The 22,307-nt window shown below is 62.4% G+C and carries 13 protein-coding genes; 9 read left to right on the forward strand and 4 right to left on the reverse strand.

What is annotated here, in order from left to right:
* Positions 1 to 135 precede the first annotated feature (135 nt).
* Together PFEN_RS28150 and msrA are read left to right on the forward strand one after the other, a co-directional pair.
* The gene (locus PFEN_RS28150; protein WP_191489844.1) at positions 136 to 2,829 is read left to right on the forward strand and encodes a putative bifunctional diguanylate cyclase/phosphodiesterase; all 2,694 of its coding nucleotides are present in this window, start codon (positions 136 to 138) and stop codon (positions 2,827 to 2,829) included.
* Between the two features lie 78 nt (positions 2,830 to 2,907).
* Positions 2,908 to 3,555 carry a peptide-methionine (S)-S-oxide reductase MsrA gene (msrA, locus tag PFEN_RS28155; protein WP_191489845.1) on the forward strand — a complete coding sequence of 216 codons (648 nt, stop codon included), beginning with the start codon at positions 2,908 to 2,910 and terminating at the stop codon, positions 3,553 to 3,555.
* Positions 3,556 to 3,636: 81 nt separating this feature from the next.
* On the opposite strand, the gene PFEN_RS28160 is transcribed toward msrA, so the two are convergent.
* The gene (locus PFEN_RS28160; RefSeq protein ID WP_191489846.1) at positions 3,637 to 4,473 is read right to left on the reverse strand and encodes a 23S rRNA (adenine(2030)-N(6))-methyltransferase RlmJ; all 837 of its coding nucleotides are present in this window, start codon (positions 4,471 to 4,473) and stop codon (positions 3,637 to 3,639) included.
* Between the two features lie 150 nt (positions 4,474 to 4,623).
* Between PFEN_RS28160 and PFEN_RS28165 the strand changes: the two genes are divergently transcribed.
* Both PFEN_RS28165 and PFEN_RS28170 read left to right on the forward strand, forming a co-directional pair.
* A complete protein-coding gene (locus PFEN_RS28165; protein WP_191489847.1) occupies positions 4,624 to 5,118 on the forward strand; it encodes a DUF2165 family protein in 495 nt (164 codons plus the stop codon).
* Between the two features lie 170 nt (positions 5,119 to 5,288).
* Positions 5,289 to 6,557, forward strand: coding sequence for an O-acetylhomoserine aminocarboxypropyltransferase/cysteine synthase family protein (locus tag PFEN_RS28170; protein ID WP_191489848.1), 1,269 nt, complete (start codon positions 5,289 to 5,291; stop codon positions 6,555 to 6,557).
* A gap of 73 nt (positions 6,558 to 6,630) precedes the next feature.
* Here the strand turns inward: PFEN_RS28170 and putP are convergent, their stop codons facing one another.
* Positions 6,631 to 8,115: a sodium/proline symporter PutP gene (gene putP, locus PFEN_RS28175; RefSeq protein WP_191489849.1), complete on the reverse strand. Its 1,485-nt coding sequence runs from the start codon at positions 8,113 to 8,115 to the stop codon at positions 6,631 to 6,633.
* Positions 8,116 to 8,568: 453 nt separating this feature from the next.
* Here putP and putA point away from each other — a divergent pair, with 453 nt between their 5' ends.
* From putA to selO, 5 genes are all read left to right on the forward strand, one after another.
* Positions 8,569 to 12,522, forward strand: coding sequence for a trifunctional transcriptional regulator/proline dehydrogenase/L-glutamate gamma-semialdehyde dehydrogenase (putA, locus tag PFEN_RS28180; RefSeq protein WP_191489850.1), 3,954 nt, complete (start codon positions 8,569 to 8,571; stop codon positions 12,520 to 12,522).
* Between the two features lie 197 nt (positions 12,523 to 12,719).
* On the forward strand, positions 12,720 to 14,522 hold the full coding sequence (locus PFEN_RS28185) for an acyl-CoA dehydrogenase (protein WP_191489851.1): 1,803 nt from the start codon (positions 12,720 to 12,722) through the stop codon (positions 14,520 to 14,522).
* 103 nt (positions 14,523 to 14,625) lie between these two features.
* A complete protein-coding gene (locus tag PFEN_RS28190) occupies positions 14,626 to 16,368 on the forward strand; it encodes a potassium/proton antiporter (protein ID WP_191489852.1) in 1,743 nt (580 codons plus the stop codon).
* 36 nt (positions 16,369 to 16,404) lie between these two features.
* Positions 16,405 to 19,761, forward strand: a complete 3,357-nt coding sequence (gene mscK, locus PFEN_RS28195; protein ID WP_191489853.1) for a mechanosensitive channel MscK — start codon at positions 16,405 to 16,407, stop codon at positions 19,759 to 19,761.
* Positions 19,762 to 19,859: 98 nt separating this feature from the next.
* Positions 19,860 to 21,323 (forward strand): protein adenylyltransferase SelO, encoded by a 1,464-nt coding sequence (gene selO / locus PFEN_RS28200; RefSeq protein WP_191489854.1) that lies wholly within the window; start codon positions 19,860 to 19,862, stop codon positions 21,321 to 21,323.
* Between the two features lie 158 nt (positions 21,324 to 21,481).
* Here selO and PFEN_RS28205 read toward each other — a convergent pair whose 3' ends face one another.
* Together PFEN_RS28205 and PFEN_RS28210 are read right to left on the reverse strand one after the other, a co-directional pair.
* Positions 21,482 to 21,883 (reverse strand): helix-turn-helix domain-containing protein, encoded by a 402-nt coding sequence (locus tag PFEN_RS28205; RefSeq protein ID WP_191489855.1) that lies wholly within the window; start codon positions 21,881 to 21,883, stop codon positions 21,482 to 21,484.
* A complete protein-coding gene (locus PFEN_RS28210; RefSeq protein WP_191489856.1) occupies positions 21,883 to 22,176 on the reverse strand; it encodes a type II toxin-antitoxin system HigB family toxin in 294 nt (97 codons plus the stop codon). Before PFEN_RS28210 ends, PFEN_RS28205 begins: the two co-directional genes overlap by 1 nt.
* Positions 22,177 to 22,307: the final 131 nt, after the last annotated feature.

A 22,307-nucleotide genomic window follows, 5' to 3' on the forward strand; every position in this document is an offset into this window, starting at 1 on the left:
CCTCTCGGCCGATACATTGAAGGCACGGAGCCACTGTTGTGCTTGTCAGCCTGACCCGCTTAATGCAACCTTGCCGAACACGCCGGAAAAACGGTCTTGACCCCGCGTGACCCGTACTTTTGAAGCGAGCTCTCAATGAAAAGCCAACCCGATGTCGCCAATAGATTGGCGGCCGAGGTAGTAACGCAGTTACCGGTGCCCTCGCGGCTCGGCATGCTGCGTTTCGAACGGCTGAATGAAGCGAGCTGGGCACTGCTGTTTCTCGACCCCAATTGCGAGCGCCAGTTCGGCCTCCCGGCCATCGAACTCTGTGCCCTGGTGGGTTCGCCCTATGCCAGCCTGATGGAACCCGAAGTCCGTTACCGGCTACACGACATCATCCAGCAACAACTGGTCGACAGCCCGCATTACCTGATCCGCTACACCCTGCACACGGTCCTCGGCCCACTGAGCCTGCTGGAGGTCGGTGAAGCCTACAAACAACACAACCGCCACCTGCTGCGTGGTTACCTGCTGGTGGTCGAGGGACTGTTCGGCCAGGAAGCGACATTACCGAGCGCCGACCTCGAAACCCAGAACAGTCGCCTGCAGATTGCCCTGGAACTGAATCAGCGCGCGCAGCAGGAACAGCTGCAACACCTGGGCCGGGTGCGAGCCCAGCAGGACCTGATCCTGCGCTTGTCGCGCCAGCGCTACAGCGCGGGCAAGTCCTTGCTCGAAGCCGCCGAACTGATCACCCGTTGCGCCTGCGACATCTACGAAGTCGAATCCGCGAGCATCTGGAACCTCGAGGGCGATCGCCTGGTGCCGATCTGTGCCTATTACCGCGATCGCCAGCAATATGTAGTGCCGGATGTCATCGACGCCAGCAGCTTCCCCCACTACCTGGAAGCCCTGCACACCAGCCGCGCCATCGATGCCCACAATGCGATCCATGACCCGCGCACCCGGGAAATGGCCGAAAGCCTGCGGCCCCGGGACACCAATGCCATGCTCGACGCCAGCATCCGCATCGACGGCCAGGTGGTCGGCGTGCTGTGCCTGGAGCAGACCGGCAAGACCCGCGCCTGGCAGTCCGACGAAATCGCCTTTGCCGGTGAACTGGCAGACCAGTTCGCCCAGGTCATCAACAACCACAACCGCCGCACCGCCACCAGCGCCCTGCACCTGTTCCAGCGCGCCGTGGAACAGAGCGCCAACGCATTCCTGCTGGTCAGCAGCGAAGGCGTGGTGGAATACGTCAACCCCAGCTTCACCGCCATCACCCAGTACAGCGCCGAGGAAGTCCACGGCCAGAAGCTCTCCGAGCTGCCAGCCCTGGAGAACCTCAGCGAATTGCTGTTCGACGCGCCCTCGAGCCTGGCCAAGAGCAACAGCTGGCAGGGCGAGTTCAAGAGCCGACGCAAGAACCTGGAACCCTACTGGGGCCAACTGTCAATTTCCAAGGTCTATGGCGACAATCGCGAACTGACCCACTACATCGGCATCTACGAAGACATCACCCAGACCAAGCTGGCGCAACAACGCATCGAACGCCTGGCCTACACCGACAACCTGACCAACCTGGGCAACCGCCCGGCGTTCATCCGCAACCTCGACGAGCGCTTCGCCCGCGACAGCGATTCGCCCATCAGCCTGCTGCTGGTGGACATCGACAATTTCAAGCGGATCAACGACAGTCTCGGCCACCAGACCGGCGACAAGCTGCTGATCAGCCTGGCCCGACGCCTGCGCAACAGCTTGAGCCCCAGCGGCAGCCTGGCGCGCTTTGCCAGTAACGAATTCGCGGTGCTGCTGGACGATACCGACCTGGAAACCGGGCAACAGATCGCCAGCCAGTTGCTGACGACCCTCGACAAGCCGATGTTCGTCGACAACCAACTGATCAGTGTCACCGGCTCCGTTGGCCTGGCTTGCGCGCCGTTGCACGGCCGCGATCCGCAGACGCTGATGCGCAACGCCGGCCTGGCCCTGCACAAGGCCAAGGCCAATGGCAAACACCAGGTCCAGGTTTTCACCGAGGCACTGAACGCCGAGGCCAGCTACAAGCTGTTCGTCGAGAACAATCTGCGCCGCGCCCTGACCCAGAACGAGCTGGACGTGTTCTACCAGCCCAAGCTCTGCCTGCGTAGCGGCCGTCTACTGGGCATGGAAGCGCTGTTGCGCTGGAATCACCCGGAACGCGGCATGATCCGCCCGGACCAGTTCATCAGCGTCGCGGAAGAAACCGGCCTGATCATCCCGATCGGCAAATGGGTCGCCCGCCAGGCCTGCCGTATGAGCAAACAACTGACCGCGCAAGGGCTGGGCAACCTGCAAGTGGCGATCAACCTGTCGCCCAAGCAGTTCTCCGACCCGGACCTGGTGGCTTCCATCGCCAGCATCCTCAAGGAAGAACAGCTGCCGCCAAGCCTGCTGGAGCTGGAGCTGACCGAAGGCCTGCTGCTGGAAGCCACCGAAGACACCCACCAGCAACTCGACCAGCTGAAAAATCTCGGCCTGACCCTGGCCATGGACGACTTCGGCACCGGCTACTCGTCCCTGAGCTACCTGAAGAAATTCCCGATCGACATCATCAAGATCGATCGCAGCTTCATCCATGAAATCCCGGACAACCAGGACGACATGGAAATCACCTCCGCGGTGATCGCCATGGCCCACAATCTGAAAATCAAGGTGGTGGCCGAGGGGATCGAAACCTACGAACAGCTGACCTTCCTGCGCCGCCACCGTTGCGACGTCGGCCAGGGCTACCTGTTCGACCGCCCGATCCCCGGCCTCGAACTGGTCCAGCAGCTCAAGCGCTACCCGCGCGGCCCTTTGGCCTGACAGCGCTGTAACACTCGGGCACACTGTTGGTCTATCTTCCTGTATCGCTCATCCCAACCTGACTGAGAGGACTGTGACATGGTCTTGCGCTCGGAAATACTGGTGAACAAAAACGTGCTCCCAACCAAAGAACAAGCTCTGCCTGGCCGCGAAACCCCGATGGCCGTCCCGGAGAAACATTTCGTCAACGGCAACCCGCTGCTGGGCCCCTTCCCCGGCAATGTGGAGTTTGCGATCTTCGGCCTGGGCTGTTTCTGGGGCGCGGAACGGCGCTTCTGGCAACGCGAGGGCGTCTACAGCACCTCAGTGGGTTACGCCGGCGGCTTCACGCCGAACCCGACCTACGAGGAAGTCTGCTCGGGCCTGACCGGCCACAGCGAAGTGGTGCTGGTGGTGTATGAACCGGAGATCGTCAGCTATGAAGAGCTGCTGGCGCTGTTCTGGGAACTGCACGATCCGACCCAGGGCATGCGCCAGGGCAACGACATCGGCAGCCAGTACCGCTCGGTGATCTATGCCACCAAGCCGCAACAGCTGGAAGCGGCGCGCAAGAGCAAGCAGGTGTTCCAGGCCGAACTGAGCAAGGCGGGCCTGGGTAGCATCACCACGGAAATCGACGAAGCGCCGACCTTCTTCTACGCCGAGGCCTATCACCAGCAGTACCTGGCGAAGAATCCCGAAGGTTATTGCGGGATTCGCGGCACGGGCGTGACCTGCCCGATCTGAAGCTGAACAACTGCTGATCACGAACAATTGTGGCGAAGGGGCAAGCCCCCTCGCCACAATTGACCTTGCCGCGCCTACAGACTACTCGGCAATCAACCAATCCATCCGCCAATCGCCCTGGGTCTGCCCCAGTTTCTGCGCCAGCCACGGCAGCAACTCCCGCAACTCTTCCTCCAGCCCCCACGGCGGATTGGCAATCGCCAAGCCCGAACCGTTCAGGCTCGCTGGCGTGTCCAGCGGATGCACCAGCAGCTCCACCCGCAGCAACTTCGGCGCACCGCTGCCGGCCAGGTCCTGATAGAAACGCTTCAAGGCGCGCTGGTCCTTGATCGGATACCAGATCGCCGCCACCGTCTGGCGCATGCGCCCGATGGCTTCTTTCAGCGATGCCGCGCAGCGCTGCATCTCATCCAATTGTTCGAACGGCGGATCGATCAGCAGCACCGCGCGCTTTTCCGCCACCGGCAGCAACGCCCGCGCCACATGCCAACCTTCGCCCAGGTGCACCGCCACACGCCGGTCGCCCTTCATATTGTCCTTGAGCAGCTTGCCATCTTCCGGGTGTTTCTCATTGAGCAGAATGCGCTCGCGCTCACGGGTCAGGCGCCGTGCCAGCTCCGGCGAGCCGGGGTAGTAGCGCAGTTCGCCATCCGGGTTCATCTCGTGCAGCACCCGCATGTAATCGGCGGTCACGGCGGGCAGCTCCTGCTCGCCCCACAAGCGGGCGATCCCCTCCAGGTATTCGCCGGTGCGGCTGGCCTGGTCGCCCTTGAGGTCATACAGGCCGATACCGGCATGACTATCAAGGTAGGCGAACGGCTGCTCCTTGCGCGCCATCAGCGCGATCAGGCGGGTCAGGATCAAGTGTTTCAAAACGTCGGCGTGGTTGCCGGCGTGGAAGGCGTGACGGTAGTTCATGGCGACTCCTGCGAAGGAGGCGAAGTTTACCTTGTGCCCGGACCTACGTCAGGTCGCAGCGTACCGACGGCATCGGATACGTCCGACATACTCCCAGCCTGCGCAGTGATAGCGTGCTTTTCCCGCCGACAGGAAAGAAGGATCCGAGACATGACCACCCGCTACGCCAAAATTCTTCTCACCCTGGCCCTCGCGGCCTTCGCCTTCATGGTCACCTTCAACAACGTCACCGATTACGGCTCCAACTTCGCCTTTGTCCGCCACGTCCTGAGCATGGACAGCACCTTCCCGGACAACACCGCGATGTACCGCGCGATCACCACGCCAGCCCTCTGGCACGCTGCCTATTGGCTGATCATCTTCGGCGAAGGCCTCACCGCCGTGTTGCTGGCCTATGGCGCGCTGGCATTGTGGCGAGCGCGCAACAGCGATACCGCCAGCTTTGCGCGGGCGAAGAAATGGGTCGTCGGTGGCGCGAGCGCGGGCTTGCTGGTCTGGTTCGTCGGTTTCATGGTGGTCGGCGGTGAATGGTTCCTGATGTGGCAGTCGCCGACCTGGAACGGCCAGGAACCGGCCTTCAAGTTCTACATGACGCTCCTCGGGGTGCTGATCTTCGTCAATCAGGCGGACAACGAGCCGGCTTAAGCTGGAGCGACTTGCCGATTGCGCGCCAGTATCGGACACTGGCGCACCGGTTTGCGGTCCGACTGCAGGCATGACACCCAAGGTCATTGGCGACTCAGACACACGAGACCATTAAGCGACCGCACCGCCCGGCAGTGCTCACTAATGGAATCTCACTGAGTCGAGACTTTATGAAAGACGCAACGATTGCGCTCCATCACGGTTTCAAGTCGGACCCGACCACCAAGGCCGTGGCCGTGCCCATCTACCAGAACGTCGCCTTCGAATTCGATAACGCCCAGCACGGCGCCGACCTGTTCAACCTGGATGTACCGGGCAATATCTACACCCGGATCATGAACCCCACCAACGACGTGCTGGAACAGCGCCTCGCGGCCCTCGAGGGCGGCATTGCCGGGCTCGCGGTATCCGCCGGCAGCGCCGCGATCCACTACGCGATCCAGACCCTGACCCGCGCGGGCGACAATATCGTCTCCACGCCGCAGCTCTACGGTGGCACCTACACCCTCTTCGCCCACCTGTTGCCGAGTTTCGGTGTCGATGTGCGCTTCGCCCGCGACGACTCACCGCAAGCCATCGCCGAGCTGATCGACGAGAATACCAAGCTGGTCTATTGCGAAAGTATCGGCAATCCGGCGGGCAATATCGTCGATCTCGAGCGTTTCGCCGAGGTTGCCCATGCACACGGCGTACCGCTGATGGTCGACAACACCGTGGCGACACCGATCCTGTGCAAACCGATCCAGTTCGGTGCCGACATCGTCGTGCACTCGGTGACCAAGTACGTCGGCGGCCATGGCAACTCCCTGGGCGGGGTCATTGTCGATGCCGGCACCTTCCCCTGGGCCGACTACCCGGAAAAATTTCCTGGCCTGAACACCCCGGAAGCCGCCTATCACGGCGTGGTCTACACGGAAAAATTCGGCCCGGCGGCCTTTATCGCCCGCGCTCGCACCGTGCCCTTGCGCAATACCGGCGCGGCACTGGCACCCATGAACGCTTTCCTGCTGTTGCAAGGCCTGGAAACCCTCGCCCTGCGCATGGAACGGCATACCGAGAATGCACTCCAGGTGGCACAGTTCCTCAAGAGCCACGAGCAAGTCGCCTGGGTCAGTTACGCCGGCCTGCCGGACCACCCGCACCATGAGCTGGCGCTCAAGTACATGCAGGGCAAGCCTTCGGCGATCCTCTCCTTCGGCCTCAAGGGCGGGTATGAAGCCGGGGTGCGCTTCTACGATGCGCTGCAGATCTTCAAGCGTCTGGTGAATATCGGTGACGCCAAGTCCCTGGCCTGCCACCCGGCCTCTACCACCCACCGGCAAATGAACGAAACAGAACAGGCCAAGGCCGGCGTGAAGCCGGAAATGATCCGCTTGTCCGTGGGCATCGAGGCGATCGAGGACATCCTCGAAGACTTGCAACAAGCGCTACGCGCTTGAAACAGAACGGCCCGCCTGCAGGGAGACGGGCCGCTTCCGATCAATCGGTGTTCAGGGCTTCAGCCCCTGCCGATCAGTGTTCCAGGCGGAATTGCTTCTCCGCCGCGTCGAAACGTTGCAGCATCCGCGCCGAAGGCTTGCCCATCCGGCTGACGACATAGATCGCCAGGCTGGCGAAAATAAAGCCCGGAATGATTTCGTACAGCCCCAACAGATTGAAGTGTTTCCAGACGATCACAGTGATCGCCCCCACCAGAATCCCGGCCAGCGCGCCATTGCGGGTCATGTCCTTCCAGATCACCGAGATCAGCACCACCGGACCGAACGCCGCACCGAAACCGGCCCAGGCATAGCTCACCAGGCCCAGCACGCGGTTTTCCGGATTGGCCGCCAGGGCAATGGCGATCAACGCCACCAGCAAGACCATGGCACGACCGACCCAGACCAGTTCCAGCTGGGACGCGGATTTACGCAGGAAGGTCTTGTAGAAGTCCTCGGTCAGGGCGCTGGAACACACCAGCAACTGGCAGCTCAAGGTGCTCATCACCGCCGCCAGGATCGCCGACAGCAGTACACCGGCAATCCACGGGTTGAACAGGATCTTCGCCAGCTCGATAAATACCCGCTCATGATTCTCGCTCACGGGCCCCGCCACATCGGGATGCGCCGAGAAGTAGGCGATCCCGAAGAAGCCCACCGCCACGGTACCGCCCAGGCACAAGATCATCCAGGTCATGGAAATGCGCCGGGCATTGGCAATCGACTTGACCGAATCCGCCGCCATGAAGCGCGCCAGGATATGCGGCTGGCCGAAATAGCCCAGGCCCCAGCCCATCAGCGAAATAATGCCGACGAAAGTGGTACCTCTGAGCATGTCGAAGTTGGCGGAGTCCTTGGCTTCGATCGCCAGGAAGGTGGTATCGACGCCACCGGTGGCCAGCAGCACGAAGATCGGCGTGAGAATCAACGCAAAGATCATCAGGGTGGCTTGCACGGTATCGGTCCAACTCACTGCCAGGAAACCACCAATGAAGGTATAGGCAATGGTCGCCGCCGCACCGGCCCACAACGCCGTTTCGTAGGACATGCCGAAGGTGCTTTCAAACAGACGCGCACCGGCGACGATGCCCGACGCGCAGTAGATGGTGAAGAACACCAGGATCACCACCGCCGCGATGATCCGCAGCAGGCCGCTGTGGTCCTCGAAACGGCTGGAGAAGTAGTCCGGCAGGGTCAGCGCATCGCCATTGTGCTCGGTCTGCACCCGCAGGCGACCGGCAACAAACAGCCAGTTCAGGTAGGCGCCGATGATCAGGCCGATTGCAATCCAACTTTCCGATAGGCCGGACAGATAAATCGCCCCGGGCAAGCCCATCAACAACCAGCCGCTCATATCCGAGGCCCCGGCCGACAGCGCGGTGACCACGCTGCCAAGACTGCGACCACCGAGAATGTAATCGGAAAGGTTATTGGTGGAGCGATAAGCCATCAGTCCGATCAACACCATGGCAGCGATATAGATCACAAACGTGATCAGGGTTGGGTTACTTACACTCATTGAAAATCCCTGGCATTGTTTTTATTGAACGGCGGTCCGACCGACGCAAAGAATGATATTTGTCAGATGATTCAACGCGCCGGGTATTCATGGCTGATATTTCCTCAGGAACGTCATCAGCCGGCGCATCCGACATGTAGGAGGTTGCACCTTGACCGCGAATGCTATTCAACAATCCGAACAAGGTGCAACCTATTTTGCGCGAATAAGTTGCACCTATTGAACTTTGCGGATTTTCCGACGCTCTCCTGCTTTTTTTCGGCGCGGAAAATGCCTTTGATACCCGCAAAACAACGGGCTGATGGTCACAAACGCGGACGGGAAAATAATTCCTGACCTATCGCTGTTTTTTCCTGAAAAAAAAGGTTGCACCCGGTTGCACCCCAACCCAGCCAGCGCTACTCTTTCCGCCAGCTGATGCCACGCCATAGTGGTAACCATGAGGATAAGAAAATGGCTACGACCACCCTTGGGGTCAAACTCGACGACCCGACCCGCGAGCGCCTGAAGGCCGCGGCCCACTCGATTGACCGCACCCCCCACTGGCTGATCAAGCAAGCCATTTTCAACTACCTGGAAAAGCTCGAGAGCGGTGCAACCCCGGGTGAAATCAACGGTTCGGCCCGTGCCGACGCCGAGGATGGCGGCGAAGTCCCGAACGACCACGCCCATCAGTGCTTCCTCGAATTCGCCGAAAGCATCCTCCCGCAATCGGTCCTGCGGGCCGCCATCACCGCCGCCTACCGGCGCCCGGAACCGGAAGTGGTGCCGATGCTGCTGGAGCAGGCCCGCCTCCCAGCGCCGATGGCCGAGGCCACCCACAAGCTGGCCGCCTCGATCGCCGAAAAGCTGCGCAACCAGAAAAGCGCCGGCGGCCGTGCCGGCATCGTCCAGGGGTTGCTGCAGGAGTTCTCCCTGTCATCCCAGGAAGGCGTGGCACTGATGTGTCTGGCCGAAGCCCTGCTGCGCATCCCGGACAAAGGCACCCGCGACGCCCTGATCCGCGACAAGATCAGTACCGGCAACTGGCAACCGCACCTGGGCAACAGCCCGTCGCTGTTCGTCAATGCCGCCACCTGGGGCCTGCTGTTGACCGGCAAGCTGGTCGCCACCCATAACGAGACCGGCCTGACCTCCTCGCTGAGCCGGATCATCGGCAAGAGCGGCGAACCGATGATCCGCAAGGGCGTCGACATGGCCATGCGCCTGATGGGCGAGCAGTTCGTCACCGGCGAGACCATTGCCGAAGCCCTGGCCAACGCCAGCAAGTTCGAAGCCAAGGGCTTTCGCTACTCCTACGACATGCTCGGTGAAGCGGCGCTGACCGAGCATGACGCACAGAAATACCTGGCCTCCTACGAACAAGCCATCCATTCGATCGGCAAGGCCTCCCACGGTCGTGGCATCTATGAAGGACCGGGCATTTCCATCAAGCTTTCGGCGCTGCACCCACGCTACAGCCGTGCCCAGTACGAGCGCGTCATGGATGAGTTGTACCCGCGCCTGCTGGCGTTGACCCTGCTGGCCAAGCAGTACGACATCGGCCTGAACATCGACGCCGAAGAGGCCGATCGTCTCGAGCTGTCCCTGGACCTGCTCGAACGCCTGTGCTTCGAACCCCAATTGAGCGGCTGGAACGGCATCGGCTTCGTGATCCAGGCCTACCAGAAACGCTGCCCGTATGTGATCGACTACGTGATCGACCTGGCTCGCCGCAGCCGTCATCGCCTGATGATCCGCCTGGTCAAGGGCGCGTATTGGGACAGCGAAATCAAGCGCGCCCAGGTCGACGGCCTGGAAGGCTACCCGGTCTACACCCGCAAGGTGTACACCGACGTGTCCTACATCGCCTGCGCGCGCAAACTGCTGTCGGTACCGGAAGTCATCTACCCACAGTTCGCCACCCACAACGCCCACACACTGTCGGCCATCTACCATATCGCCGGGCAGAACTATTACCCGGGCCAGTACGAATTCCAGTGCCTGCACGGCATGGGCGAACCGCTGTATGAACAAGTGGTCGGCAAGGTATCCGAAGGCAAGTTGAACCGTCCGTGCCGTGTGTACGCTCCGGTCGGCACCCATGAAACCCTATTGGCGTACCTGGTCCGCCGCCTGCTGGAAAACGGCGCCAACACTTCGTTCGTCAACCGCATTGCCGACCAGTCCATCTCGATTCAGGAGCTGGTGGCCGATCCGGTGGCCAGCATCGAGCAGATGGCGACCCTGGAAGGCGGCTTCGGCCTGCCACATCCACGGATTCCGCTGCCGCGCGACCTTTACGGTCGCGGCCGCGCCAACTCCGCCGGCATCGACATGGCCAACGAACATCGCCTGGCATCGCTTTCCTGCGCGCTGCTGGCCACCGCCCACAACGACTGGAAAGCCGCGCCGCTGTTGGGCTGCGTCGCCAGCACCGAAGCACCGGTAGCGGTACTCAACCCGTCGGACCATCGCGATCTGGTGGGCTATGTCCAGGAAGCCACCGCCGAAGACGCCGACAACGCGATCCAGTGCGCCCTGAACGCCGCCCCGATCTGGCAGGCCACCCCGCCGAGCGAACGCGCCGCGATCCTGGAACGCGCCGCCGACCTGATGGAAGGCGAGATCCAGCCACTGATGGGCCTGCTGGTCCGTGAAGCCGGCAAGACCTTCGCCAACGCCATCGCCGAAGTGCGTGAAGCCGTGGACTTCCTGCGTTATTATGCAACACAGGCCCGCAACGATTTCAGCAACGACGCCCACCGCCCATTGGGCCCGGTGGTCTGCATCAGTCCGTGGAACTTCCCACTGGCGATCTTCAGCGGCCAGGTCGCCGCGGCATTGGCCGCCGGCAACCCGGTACTCGCCAAGCCCGCCGAACAGACCCCGCTGATAGCCGCCCAGGCCGTGCGCCTGCTGCTCGAAGCAGGGATTCCGGAAGGCGTGGTGCAACTGCTGCCCGGCCGCGGTGAAACCGTCGGTGCGCGCCTGGTCGGCGACGAACGGGTCAAGGGCGTGATGTTCACCGGCTCTACCGAAGTCGCTCGCCTGTTGCAACGCAATATCGCTGGTCGCCTGGACACCCAGGGCCGACCGATTCCGCTGATCGCCGAAACCGGCGGGCAGAACGCGATGATCGTCGACTCCTCGGCACTGACCGAACAGGTAGTGATCGATGTCGTTTCCTCGGCCTTCGACAGCGCCGGCCAACGCTGCTCGGCCCTACGCGTGCTATGCCTGCAGGAGGACTCCGCCGACCGCGTGCTCGAAATGCTCAAGGGGGCCATGGCCGAATGCCGCCTGGGCAACCCGGAACGCCTGTCGGTGGATATCGGCCCAGTGATCGACGCCGAAGCCAAGACCGGTATCGAGACACATATCCAGGCCATGCGCGACAAAGGTCGCACGGTCTATCAGGTGGCCATCGCCGAAGGCGAGGAATGCAAGCGCGGCACCTTCGTGATGCCGACCCTGATCGAACTGGAAAGCCTCGACGAGTTGCAGCGGGAGATCTTCGGCCCGGTGTTGCACGTGGTGCGCTACAAGCGCAAGGACATCGACCAGTTGATCGCGCAGATCAATGCCTCCGGCTACGGCCTGACCCTTGGCGTGCACACTCGCATCGACGAGACCATTGCCAAGGTGATCGACAACGTCCATGCCGGTAACGTCTACGTGAACCGCAACATCGTCGGCGCCGTGGTCGGCGTGCAACCGTTCGGCGGCGAAGGGCTGTCGGGCACCGGCCCGAAAGCTGGTGGGCCGCTGTACCTGTATCGCCTGCTGTCGACTCGGCCGACCAATGCCATCGAACAGTCCTTCGCTCGCGGCGACGCCCTGGCCGCACCGGATATCCGCCTGCGCGAAGCGCTGCTCAAACCGCTCAACGCCTTGCAGGCCTGGGCCGAGAGCCAGAAGCTGGCGGACCTTGGCATGCTCTGCGCGACCTTCGCCGCACAATCGCAAAGCGGCATTACCCGCGTGCTCAGCGGCCCGACCGGCGAACGCAACAGCTATGCCATCCTGCCGCGCGAGCATGTGCTGTGCCTGGCGGAGATCGAGGCCGACCTGCTGACGCAACTGGCGGCGGTGCTGGCCGTGGGCGGTTCGGCGGTCTGGCCGGAAGGCGAAGTGGGCAAGGCGCTCTACGCGCGCTTGCCGAAAGAACTGCAGGCGCGCATCCAGCGCGTGACCGACTGGAGCAAGGACGAGGTGCTGTTCGATGCGGTATTGCACCACGGTCATTCCGATCAGTTGCGCGGGGTCTGCCAGCAGATCGCCCAACGTGGCGGTGCGATTGTCGGCGTGCAGGGCTTGTCCCAGGGTGAAACCAATATTGCGCTGGAGCGCCTGGTGATCGAGCGGGCGTTGAGCGTCAACACGGCCGCGGCGGGCGGCAACGCCAGCCTGATGACCATCGGTTAAAGCGAACGGCAGGCCTGGCCCCGCAATGGGCGCCAGGCCTGATGATTTTGTCGGCAAGAAAATCGCTTGCCCGCGAAGAGGCAGGTCCAAACAACACACCGCCCTGAATTCTGCCCCTCCATCACCCACATCAATCTTGCTAGGCAGCGCCTATTCAGCCACCTAGACTCGGCCCATCCCCCAACAGGTAGGCCGCCATGTCCGAGATGCTGCTCAGTTCCCGCAATCTGGCTTTCGAGCTGTACGAAGTCCTCGATGCCGAGGGCCTGACCCAGCGCGAGCGATTCGCCGAGCACTCCCGGGAAACCTTCGATGCAGCCATCGGCACCGCCCGCACCATCGCCGAGAAGTTCTTCGCCCCACACAACCGCAAGAACGACGAAAACGAACCGCGCTACGAAAACGGCGAAGCGATCCTGATCCCGGAAGTGAAACCGGCCGTCGACGCCTTTCTCGAAGCCGGCTTTCTCAACGCCGCGCGCAACTTCGAGGCGGGCGGCATGCAGTTGCCGACCCTGCTGTCACAGGCCTGCTTCGCCCATTTCCAGTCAGCCAACGCCGCCTCGACCTCCTACCCGTTCCTGACCATGGGCGCGGCGAACCTGATCGAGAGCTTCGGTAGCGACGAGCAAAAGCAGCGCTTCCTGCAGCCGATGATCGACGGGCGCTTCTTCGGCACCATGGCCCTGACCGAACCCCACGCCGGCTCTTCGCTGTCCGATATCCGCACCCGCGCCGAACCGGCGACCGACGGCAGCTACCGGCTCAAGGGCAACAAGATCTTCATCTCCGGCGGTGACCACCCGCTGTCGGAAAACATCGTGCACATGGTCCTGGCGAAACTGCCGGACGCGCCACCCGGGGTGAAGGGAATTTCGCTGTTTATCGTGCCCAAATTCATGGTCAACGACGATGGCAGCCTGGGCCCGCGCAACGATGTGCTGCTGGCCGGGCTGTTCCACAAGATGGGCTGGCGCGGCACCACCTCCACGGCGCTGAACTTCGGCGATAACGACGCGTGTGTCGGCTATCTGGTGGGCAAGCCGCACCACGGCCTGAGCTACATGTTCCAGATGATGAACGAAGCGCGGATCGGCGTCGGCATGGGCGCGGTGATGCTCGGCTATGCCGGTTACCTGTACTCCCTGGAATACGCCCGGGAGCGTCCGCAGGGCCGCCTGCCCGATAGCAAGGACCCGAGCACCGCGCCGGTGGCGATTGTCCAGCACGCCGATGTCAAGCGCATGCTGCTGACCCAGAAAGCCTATGTCGAAGGTGCCTTCGACCTCGGCCTGTATGCCGCGCGCCTGTTCGATGACACCAATACCCTGACCTCGGAAGCAGAACGTCGGCAGGCCCATGAACTGCTCGACCTGCTGACGCCCATCGTCAAATCCTGGCCGTCGGAGTTCTGCCTGAAGGCCAACGAGCTGGCGATCCAGATCCTCGGCGGCCACGGTTATACCCGCGAATACCCGGTGGAGCAGTACTACCGCGACAACCGCCTGAACCCGATTCATGAAGGTACCCACGGCATTCAGTCCCTCGACCTGCTGGGGCGTAAACTGGCGCAGAACGGTGGCGCCGGGTTGAAGCAGTTGATCCGACTGATTGCCGACACGGCGAAACGCGCGGCCGTCCACACCGCCCTGGATACCTTGCGCCAGCCGCTGGAGACACTGGTGGAGCGTTTGCAAAGCGTGACCATCGGCCTGCTCACCGACCTGGCCCAGGGCAAGGTCAACAGCAGCCTCGCCAACTCGGCGCTGTACCTCAAGGCCTTCGGACATACGGTCATCGGCTGGCGCTGGCTGGAACAGGCGGTCCGCGCCGAAGAAGGACTGGCCAAGGGCAATCCGGCGGATCGGTCTTTCTACAAGGGCAAACTGCAAGCCGCGCGTTACTTCCTCACCTGGGAGGTACCGAGCTGCCATCATGAGCTGGCCATTCTGGAAACCCGTGACGATACCTGCCTGGCCATGCAGGACGAGTGGTTCTAAAGCTTTTTGACAGCGGTACATTTCAACAGGTTAGAATCGCTGGCACGCAGACTGCATGGTCAGATCCGCGCCCAGCCTTTCTAGCTTTCCTGGAGTACTGCCTTTGAATGCGACGACCATCAACAGCCTGTTCTTGATCGGCGCGTTGCTGGTAGGCGCAAGTATCCTGGTGAGCTCACTGTCCTCGCGCCTCGGCATCCCGATCCTGGTGATCATCCTGGCCGTGGGCATGACCGCCGGCGTCGACGGCGGCGGCATCATCTTCGACAACTACCCCACCGCCTACCTGGTCGGCAACCTCGCCCTCGCCGTGATCCTGCTCGACGGCGGTCTGCGCACGCGGGTCGCGAGCTTTCGCGTGGCGCTCTGGCCGGCCTTGTCGCTGGCCACCGTCGGGGTGCTGATCACCACCGGCCTGACCGGCATGGCCGCCGCCTGGCTGTTCAACCTGAACATCATCCAGGGCCTGTTGATCGGCGCCATCGTCGGCTCGACGGACGCCGCCGCGGTCTTTTCCCTGCTGGGCGGCAAGGGCCTGAACGAACGGGTCACCGCCAGCCTGGAAATCGAGTCCGGCAGTAACGACCCGATGGCGGTGTTCCTCACCGTGACCCTGATCGACATGCTCGCCAGCGGCCAGACCGGCCTGCACTGGAGCCTGCTCGGCCACCTGATTCGCGAATTCGGCATCGGCGGCATCATCGGCCTGGGCGGCGGCTGGCTGATGCTGCAACTGGTCAACCGCATCAACCTGGCCAACGGCCTGTATCCGATCCTGGTGATCAGCGGCGGCCTGGTGGTATTCGCCCTGACCAACGCCCTGCACGGCAGCGGCTTCCTCGCCGTGTACCTGTGCGGCCTGATGATCGGCAACCGCCCGGTGCGCAGTCGCCACGGCATCCTGCACATGCTCGATGGCATGGCCTGGCTGGCGCAGATCGGCATGTTCCTGGTGCTGGGCCTGCTGGTCACGCCCCATGACCTGCTGCCCATCGCCCTGCCGGCCCTGGGCCTGGCCCTGTGGATGATCCTGTTCGCCCGGCCACTGTCGGTGCTGGTCGGCCTGTGGCCGTTCAAGGCCTTCCATGATCGGGAAAAGGCGTTTATTTCCTGGGTCGGCCTGCGCGGCGCGGTACCGATCATTCTCGCGGTGTTCCCGCTGATGGCCGGCCTGCCCCATGCGCAGCTGTACTTCAACCTGGCATTCTTTATCGTGCTGGTCTCGCTGCTGGTGCAAGGGACCAGCCTGCCATGGGTGGCCAAGTTGCTGAAAGTCACCGTCCCACCGGAGCCCGCGCCAATCTCCCGGGCCGCCCTGGAAGTGCATGTCACCAGCGAGTGGGAGTTGTTCATCTATCGCCTGGGGGCGGAAAAATGGTGCATCGGTGCGGCCCTGCGCGAGCTGAAAATGCCCGAAGGCACCCGCATCGCCGCACTGTTTCGCGGCCAGCAACTGCTCCACCCGTCGGGCAGTACCACCCTGGAAGTCGATGACCTGCTGTGCGTGATCGGCCATGAACACAACCTGCCGGCCCTCGGCAAGCTCTTCAGCCAGGCGCCGCAACGCGGGCTCGACCTGCGCTTCTTCGGCGACTTCGTGCTCGAAGGCGACGCCCAGCTGGGCGCGGTCTCGGCGCTCTATGGCCTGAAACTCGACGGTGTCGACCCGAACACCCCCCTGGGCAGCTTCATTGCCCACAAGGTCGGCGGCGCGCCGGTTGTCGGCGACCAGGTGGAGTGGAACAACACGCTCTGGACCGTCGCCGTCATGGACGGGAACAAGATCGGCAAAGTCGGCGTCAGATTCCCCGAAGGAAGTCGCCCGGGTCCGGGTCTCTTCCTCTAAACTGCCCACTTTCTTCACGCTGCTTGATCGGTATCTATGTCTTCCTTGCGCACTTTTCTTGCCATTGCCCTGCTGGGGTTGAGTCTTTCCGTCGGCACGCTGCAAGCGGCCGAGCCACCCACCAGTCAATCCGTCCAGCAGAGCCTGGACAAGATTGCCGAGCGCAAGCTGCCCGACGCCGATCAAAAGGCCCTGCAAGCGGTGCTGCAACAGACGCTGACCTGGCTGTCGAACAAGGACGACTATGAAAAGCGCCTGGCGGCGACCAAGCAGCAAGTCGCCGATGCGCCGCGCCAGACCGTCGAGAACCAGCGCGAACTGACCCGCCTGAAAGTCACCAAGGTGGTGCCGGTGGCGCAGCGCTACGCCAGCCAATCGGTCCCGCAGTTGGAACAATTGCTGGCCGAGCGCACCACCCAACAGGGTGATCTGCAAAAAGCCCTGGCCGATGCCAACAGCCTGATCATTACCGCCCAGACCCGCCCCGAGCGCGCGCAGTCGGAAATCAGCAGCAGCCAGACCCGCATCCAGCAGATCAATAACACCCTCAAGCTGGGCAAGGATAACGGCAAGACCCTCAACGCCGACCAGCGCAACCAGTTGAACGCCGAACTGGCCTCGATCAACGCGCTGATCCTGCTGCGCCGCCAGGAGCTGGCCGGCAACAGTCAATTGCAGGACCTGGGCAATAGCCAGCACGACCTGCTGATGGAAAAAACCGCACGTCTGGAGCAGGAAATCCAGGACATGCAGTCGCTGATCAACCAGAAGCGCCTGGCCCAATCCCAGCAGACCGTCACCCAGCAATCCATCGAAGCGCAGAAGGCCGGCGACAGCAGCCTGCTGGCCACCGAAAGCGCCACCAACCTCAAGCTCTCCGACTATCTGCTCAAGAGCACCGACCGCCTCAACGAGCTGACCCAGCAAAACCTGCAGACCAAACAGCAACTCGACAGCGTGACCCAGAGCGACCAGGCCCTGGATGAACAGATCAGCGTGCTCAAGGGCAGCTTGTTGCTGTCAAAGATTCTCTACAAGCAGAAACAGGCGCTGCCGCGCTTGCAAGTGGACAAGGACCTGGCCGACGAAATCGCCGACATCCGTCTCTACCAGTTCGAGGTCAACCAGCAACGCGAGCTGATCAGCAGCCCGGGCAGCTATGTTGACAACCTGCTGGCAACCCAGCCGCCGGACCAGGTCAACGCGCAGCTACGCCGGACCCTGCTGGACCTGGCGGTGACCCGCAGCGACCTGTTGGAACGCCTGAACCGTGAACTGAGTGCCCTGCTCAACGAATCCATCACCCTGCAACTGAACCAGAAACAACTGCTCAGCACCGCCCAGGGCCTGCGCGCGACGCTGGACGAGCAGATGTTCTGGATCCCGAGCAACAAGCCGCTGGACCTGGAATGGGTCAGCGGCGTACCGGCGCGCCTGCAAAAGCAGGTGACCACCCTGCCCTGGGCCTCCAGTTTCAGCGAACTGACCGACGGCCTGGTGCAACGTCCACTGCTGTTCTTGCCCCTGCTGCTGTTGATCGGCGCCCTGCTGTGGCGGCGCAAGTCGCTGTATGCGCGCCTGAGCAAAGTGCACAAGGACATTGGCCACTTCAAGCGTGACAGCCAGTGGCACACGCCGCTGGCGATCCTGGTCAACGTCGCGCTGGCGATGCCGATCACCCTGGCGCTCGCCCTGTGCGGTTACGCCCTGCAGATCGACGCCCGCGGCCAGAACGCCAGCCTCGGCGCCGCGCTGCTGCAGATCTCCCTGGCCTGGTTGGTGTTCTACACCGCCTACCGGATTCTCGCGCCGGGCGGCGTGGCCGAACTGCATTTCCGCTGGGAAAAACCCCAGGTCGAATTTCTCCAGGGCTGGGTCCGGCGCCTCGGCTTCGTGGTCCTGGCACTGGTGGCCATCGTCTCCGTGGCCGAGTTGCAGCCGGCCTCACTGGCCGACGACGTGCTGGGCATCGCCGTGGTCCTGACCTGCTACGGCCTGATGGCCTGGCTGCTCAGCCGCCTGCTGCTGGGCACCCCGAACCATGGCGGCGCCTCGCTGTTCCGCAAACTGGTCGGGGTGCTCTTCACCGCCATGCCCATCGCGCTGTTTATCGCCGTGTGCTTCGGCTACTACTACACCGCCCTGAAACTCAGCGACCGGCTGATCGAAACCCTGTACCTGCTGATGCTCTGGCTGGTGATCGAGGCCACCTTCGTCCGCGGCCTCGGAGTGGCGGCCCGGCGCCTGGCCTACCAGCGCGCCCTGAGCAAGCGCCAGGCGGCCAAGGAAGCCGGCGATGGCGAACTGGTGATCGAAGAACCGACCCTGGACATCGAACAGGTCAACGAACAATCCATGCGCCTGATCCGCCTGGCCCTGCTCGGCGGCTTCGTGGCGGCGCTGTACTGGGTCTGGTCGGACCTGATCAGCGTATTCTCCTACCTGGACAACATCACCCTCTACGAATACACCAGCGGTACCGGCGCCACCATGAGCATGGTGCCGATCAGCATCGGCAACGTCATTGGCGCCTTGGCAATCATCGGTATCACCTTCGCCCTGGCACGCAACCTGCCGGGCCTCCTCGAAGTGCTGGTGCTGTCCAAGCTCGAGCTGGCCCAGGGTAGCGCCTACGCCACCACCACCTTGCTGTCCTACGTGATCGCCGGCATCGGCTTCGTCTCCACCCTCTCGACCCTGGGCGTGAGCTGGGACAAGTTGCAGTGGCTGGTAGCGGCGCTGTCGGTGGGCCTGGGTTTCGGCATGCAGGAAATCTTCGCCAACTTCATCTCCGGCATCATGATCCTGTTCGAACGTCCAGTGCGGATCGGCGACACCATCACCATCGGTTCCCTGTCGGGCACGGTCAGCAAGATCCGCATCCGCGCCACCACCATTACCGACTTCGACCGCAAGGACATCATTGTCCCGAACAAGACCTTCATCACCGGGCAACTGATCAACTGGTCGCTGACCGACACCGTCACCCGCGTGACCCTCAAGCTCGGCGTCGACTACGGTTCGGACCTGGACCGGGTCAAAGAGTTGCTGCTCAAGGCCGCCCGGGATAATCCACGGGTGCTGAAGGAACCCGAACCCCACGTGTACTTCCTGAACTTCGGCGAAAGTACCCTGGACCACGAACTGCGCATGCACGTGCGTGACCTGGGCGACCGCAACCCGGTGGTCGACGAGGTCAACCGCTTCATCAACCGCGAGTTCAAGAAAGAGCACATCAATATCTCGTTCCGGCAGATGGAGGTCTACCTCAAGAATCTGCAAGGCCAGGAATACAAGCTGGTGCCGGTGGAAGGCGAAGCCCCTGGGCCGGTACCAACGGCAACGGCACCGGCCAAACCGGAGCAATTGCCACCGCCGGACAAGCTCGATTGAGGCCGCCAAAACGCGCCAATCATGCCGTTTGCATACAGTCGCTGGCGCCCGCCGGTTAATCCCAGCAGAATACTCGGACACTCTGCTGGAGCCGGCCGTTGAAAGCCCTCGACGAACTGACCTTCGATAACCGTTTCGCCCGCCTGGGCGATGCGTTTTCCACCCATATCCTGCCCGAGCCCCTCGACAATCCACGCCTGGTGGCGGTGAGTCCGGCGGCCATGGCCCTGCTCGACCTCGACCCGGCCATTGCCGGGGAGCCGGTGTTCGCCGAACTCTTCGGCGGCCACAAGCTCTGGGCCGAAGCCGAGCCTCGAGCGATGGTCTATTCGGGACATCAGTTCGGCTCCTACAACCCGCGCCTGGGCGACGGCCGTGGGCTGTTGCTGGGCGAGGTCTATAACACCGCGGGCGAACATTGGGACCTACACCTCAAGGGGGCCGGGCAGACGCCGTATTCGCGCATGGGCGACGGCCGCGCGGTGTTGCGCTCGTCGATCCGCGAATTCCTCGCGTCCGAAGCCCTGCATGCCCTGGGTATTCCCAGCAGCCGCGCGCTGTGCGTGATCGGTTCCGACACCCCGGTCTGGCGCGAGAAACAGGAACGTGGCGCCATGGTCCTGCGCATGGCGCCCAGCCATGTGCGCTTCGGTCATTTCGAATACTTCTACTACACCAAGCAGCCGGAGCAGCACAAGCAACTCGGCGAGCACGTGCTGGCGCTGCATTTCCCCGCGTGCCTGGAACAGCCGGAGCCGTACCTGGCGATGTTCCGCGAAATCGTCGAACGCAATGCCGAACTGATCGCCAAGTGGCAGGCCTACGGCTTCTGTCATGGCGTGATGAACACCGACAACATGTCGATCCTGGGCATTACCTTCGACTTCGGCCCGTTCGCCTTTCTCGATGATTTCGACGCGCACTTCATCTGCAACCACTCCGATGACCAGGGGCGCTACTCGTTCAGCAACCAGGTGCCCATCGGCCAGTGGAACCTCAGTGCGCTGGCCCAGGCCCTGACACCGTTCATCAGTGTCGAGGCTCTGCGTGAGACCCTGGGTCTGTTCCTGCCGCTGTACCAGGCCCACTACCTGGACCTGATGCGCCGCCGCCTCGGCTTGACCCGCGCCGAAGACGACGACCTGAAGCTGGTGGAAAACCTGCTGCAGTTGATGCAGGCCGGTGGGGTCGACTACACCCTGTTCTTCCGGCGCCTGGGGGATGAGCCGGCCGCGCTGTCTACCGCGCGGCTGCGGGATGACTTTATCGACCTCAAGGGATTCGACGCCTGGGCCGAGCGCTACAAGGCCCGGGTCGCCCGTGAGCCAGACCAGGATGAGTCCCGGCGCAAGACGCGGATGCACGCGGTCAACCCGCTGTATATCCTGCGCAATTACCTGGCACAGAAGGCCATCGATGCGGCGCAAAGTGGTGATTACTCGGAGGTACGGCAACTCCATGCGGTACTGAGCAAGCCGTTCGAGGAACAACCAGGCATGGAGCGCTACGCCGAGCGGCCACCGGAGTGGGGCAAGCATCTGGAGATCAGTTGTTCGTCGTAAGGGCTCAGGCACTCGGCTCGATAGCGCTGACGACCCGGCAAGCGATGTCCATGTAGTACCTCTATTCGCGGCAGGCGAGCACCTCGGCGGGACATCCGACGAAACGATGTCGAGCCCAGCAAAACGCAGAGCAACCCTCTTCAGCTCCACCACCCCACTCAGATAAAAGTCTGCTCCCGCACCCCAAAGCGTTCAGCCAGCCAGCGGATCTGGCGCAAGTTGAGCTGGCGCTTGCCGCTGAGGATCTCGGAGACCACCGATTGCGGGCCCACGCCCGGCAGATCGCTCTGGTTCAAGCCATGTTCACGCATCATCTCCCGTAGCACATCGGCCCCACTGGCCACCGGCATCGGCCTGTGCTCCTGGTCATAGGCCTCTATGTAATCACTGATGATATTCACCAGGCTCATGAGCGGGTTCGATTCGTCTTCCCCAATGACACCCAGCAACTCGTCGAGAATACCCACCAGGGCATCGTAATCGGTCTCGTTTTTTGGCTTGCGCAGCAGTGGCTCCACGAACGGCCAGTGCTCGGAAGCCTGCTTGATAACGGCATTCATCAACACCCCTCCTTCCATTTACCCTTGTCATATTCACGATGATCAAGCACATGCTTGATATAGAGGCGATGCGTCGTGTAGTGCACCACCGCGATCAGGCGCAGCTTGTTCCCGCCAATATCGAACACATGGAAATCACCCACTTTGTCCGTAGCCGGGAACACGGCTTTCATCGTCGCAAAATTGGCCGGACGACAGTTCCTGATCCGGCGATACCACGCATCCAGCGCAGAGGCCGACTCGGGCCAACGGCCCTTGGCCTCCCAAATACGCGTCTCGGTAATTACATGCATGCAATGTCCTTATCGCATCTTGCTATGGAGATTAAACCCGACATCGATATATCGCAATTTGATATAGCGCTAATCCGACTGACGGTGCGTTCTCCCAGACTAGGCTCCCGGGCCGGACTGAGGCCGCTGAA

It is taken from the genome of Pseudomonas sp. FEN (assembly GCF_904067045.1).
Taxonomy (GTDB): Bacteria; Pseudomonadota; Gammaproteobacteria; order Pseudomonadales; family Pseudomonadaceae; genus Aquipseudomonas.

What these genes read in the sequence shown, in the direction of transcription:
- mscK (WP_191489853.1), top strand. Translation starts at nt 16,405, where the DNA reads ATGTCTTCCTTGCGCACTTTTCTTGCCATTGCCCTGCTGGGGTTGAGT.
- PFEN_RS28210 (WP_191489856.1), bottom strand. Translation starts at nt 22,176, where the DNA reads ATGCATGTAATTACCGAGACGCGTATTTGGGAGGCCAAGGGCCGTTGG.
- PFEN_RS28170 (WP_191489848.1), top strand. Translation starts at nt 5,289, where the DNA reads ATGAAAGACGCAACGATTGCGCTCCATCACGGTTTCAAGTCGGACCCG.
- putA (WP_191489850.1), top strand. Translation starts at nt 8,569, where the DNA reads ATGGCTACGACCACCCTTGGGGTCAAACTCGACGACCCGACCCGCGAG.
- PFEN_RS28160 (WP_191489846.1), bottom strand. Translation starts at nt 4,473, where the DNA reads ATGAACTACCGTCACGCCTTCCACGCCGGCAACCACGCCGACGTTTTG.
- putP (WP_191489849.1), bottom strand. Translation starts at nt 8,115, where the DNA reads ATGAGTGTAAGTAACCCAACCCTGATCACGTTTGTGATCTATATCGCT.
- PFEN_RS28185 (WP_191489851.1), top strand. Translation starts at nt 12,720, where the DNA reads ATGTCCGAGATGCTGCTCAGTTCCCGCAATCTGGCTTTCGAGCTGTAC.
- PFEN_RS28165 (WP_191489847.1), top strand. Translation starts at nt 4,624, where the DNA reads ATGACCACCCGCTACGCCAAAATTCTTCTCACCCTGGCCCTCGCGGCC.
- PFEN_RS28205 (WP_191489855.1), bottom strand. Translation starts at nt 21,883, where the DNA reads ATGAATGCCGTTATCAAGCAGGCTTCCGAGCACTGGCCGTTCGTGGAG.
- msrA (WP_191489845.1), top strand. Translation starts at nt 2,908, where the DNA reads ATGGTCTTGCGCTCGGAAATACTGGTGAACAAAAACGTGCTCCCAACC.
- PFEN_RS28150 (WP_191489844.1), top strand. Translation starts at nt 136, where the DNA reads ATGAAAAGCCAACCCGATGTCGCCAATAGATTGGCGGCCGAGGTAGTA.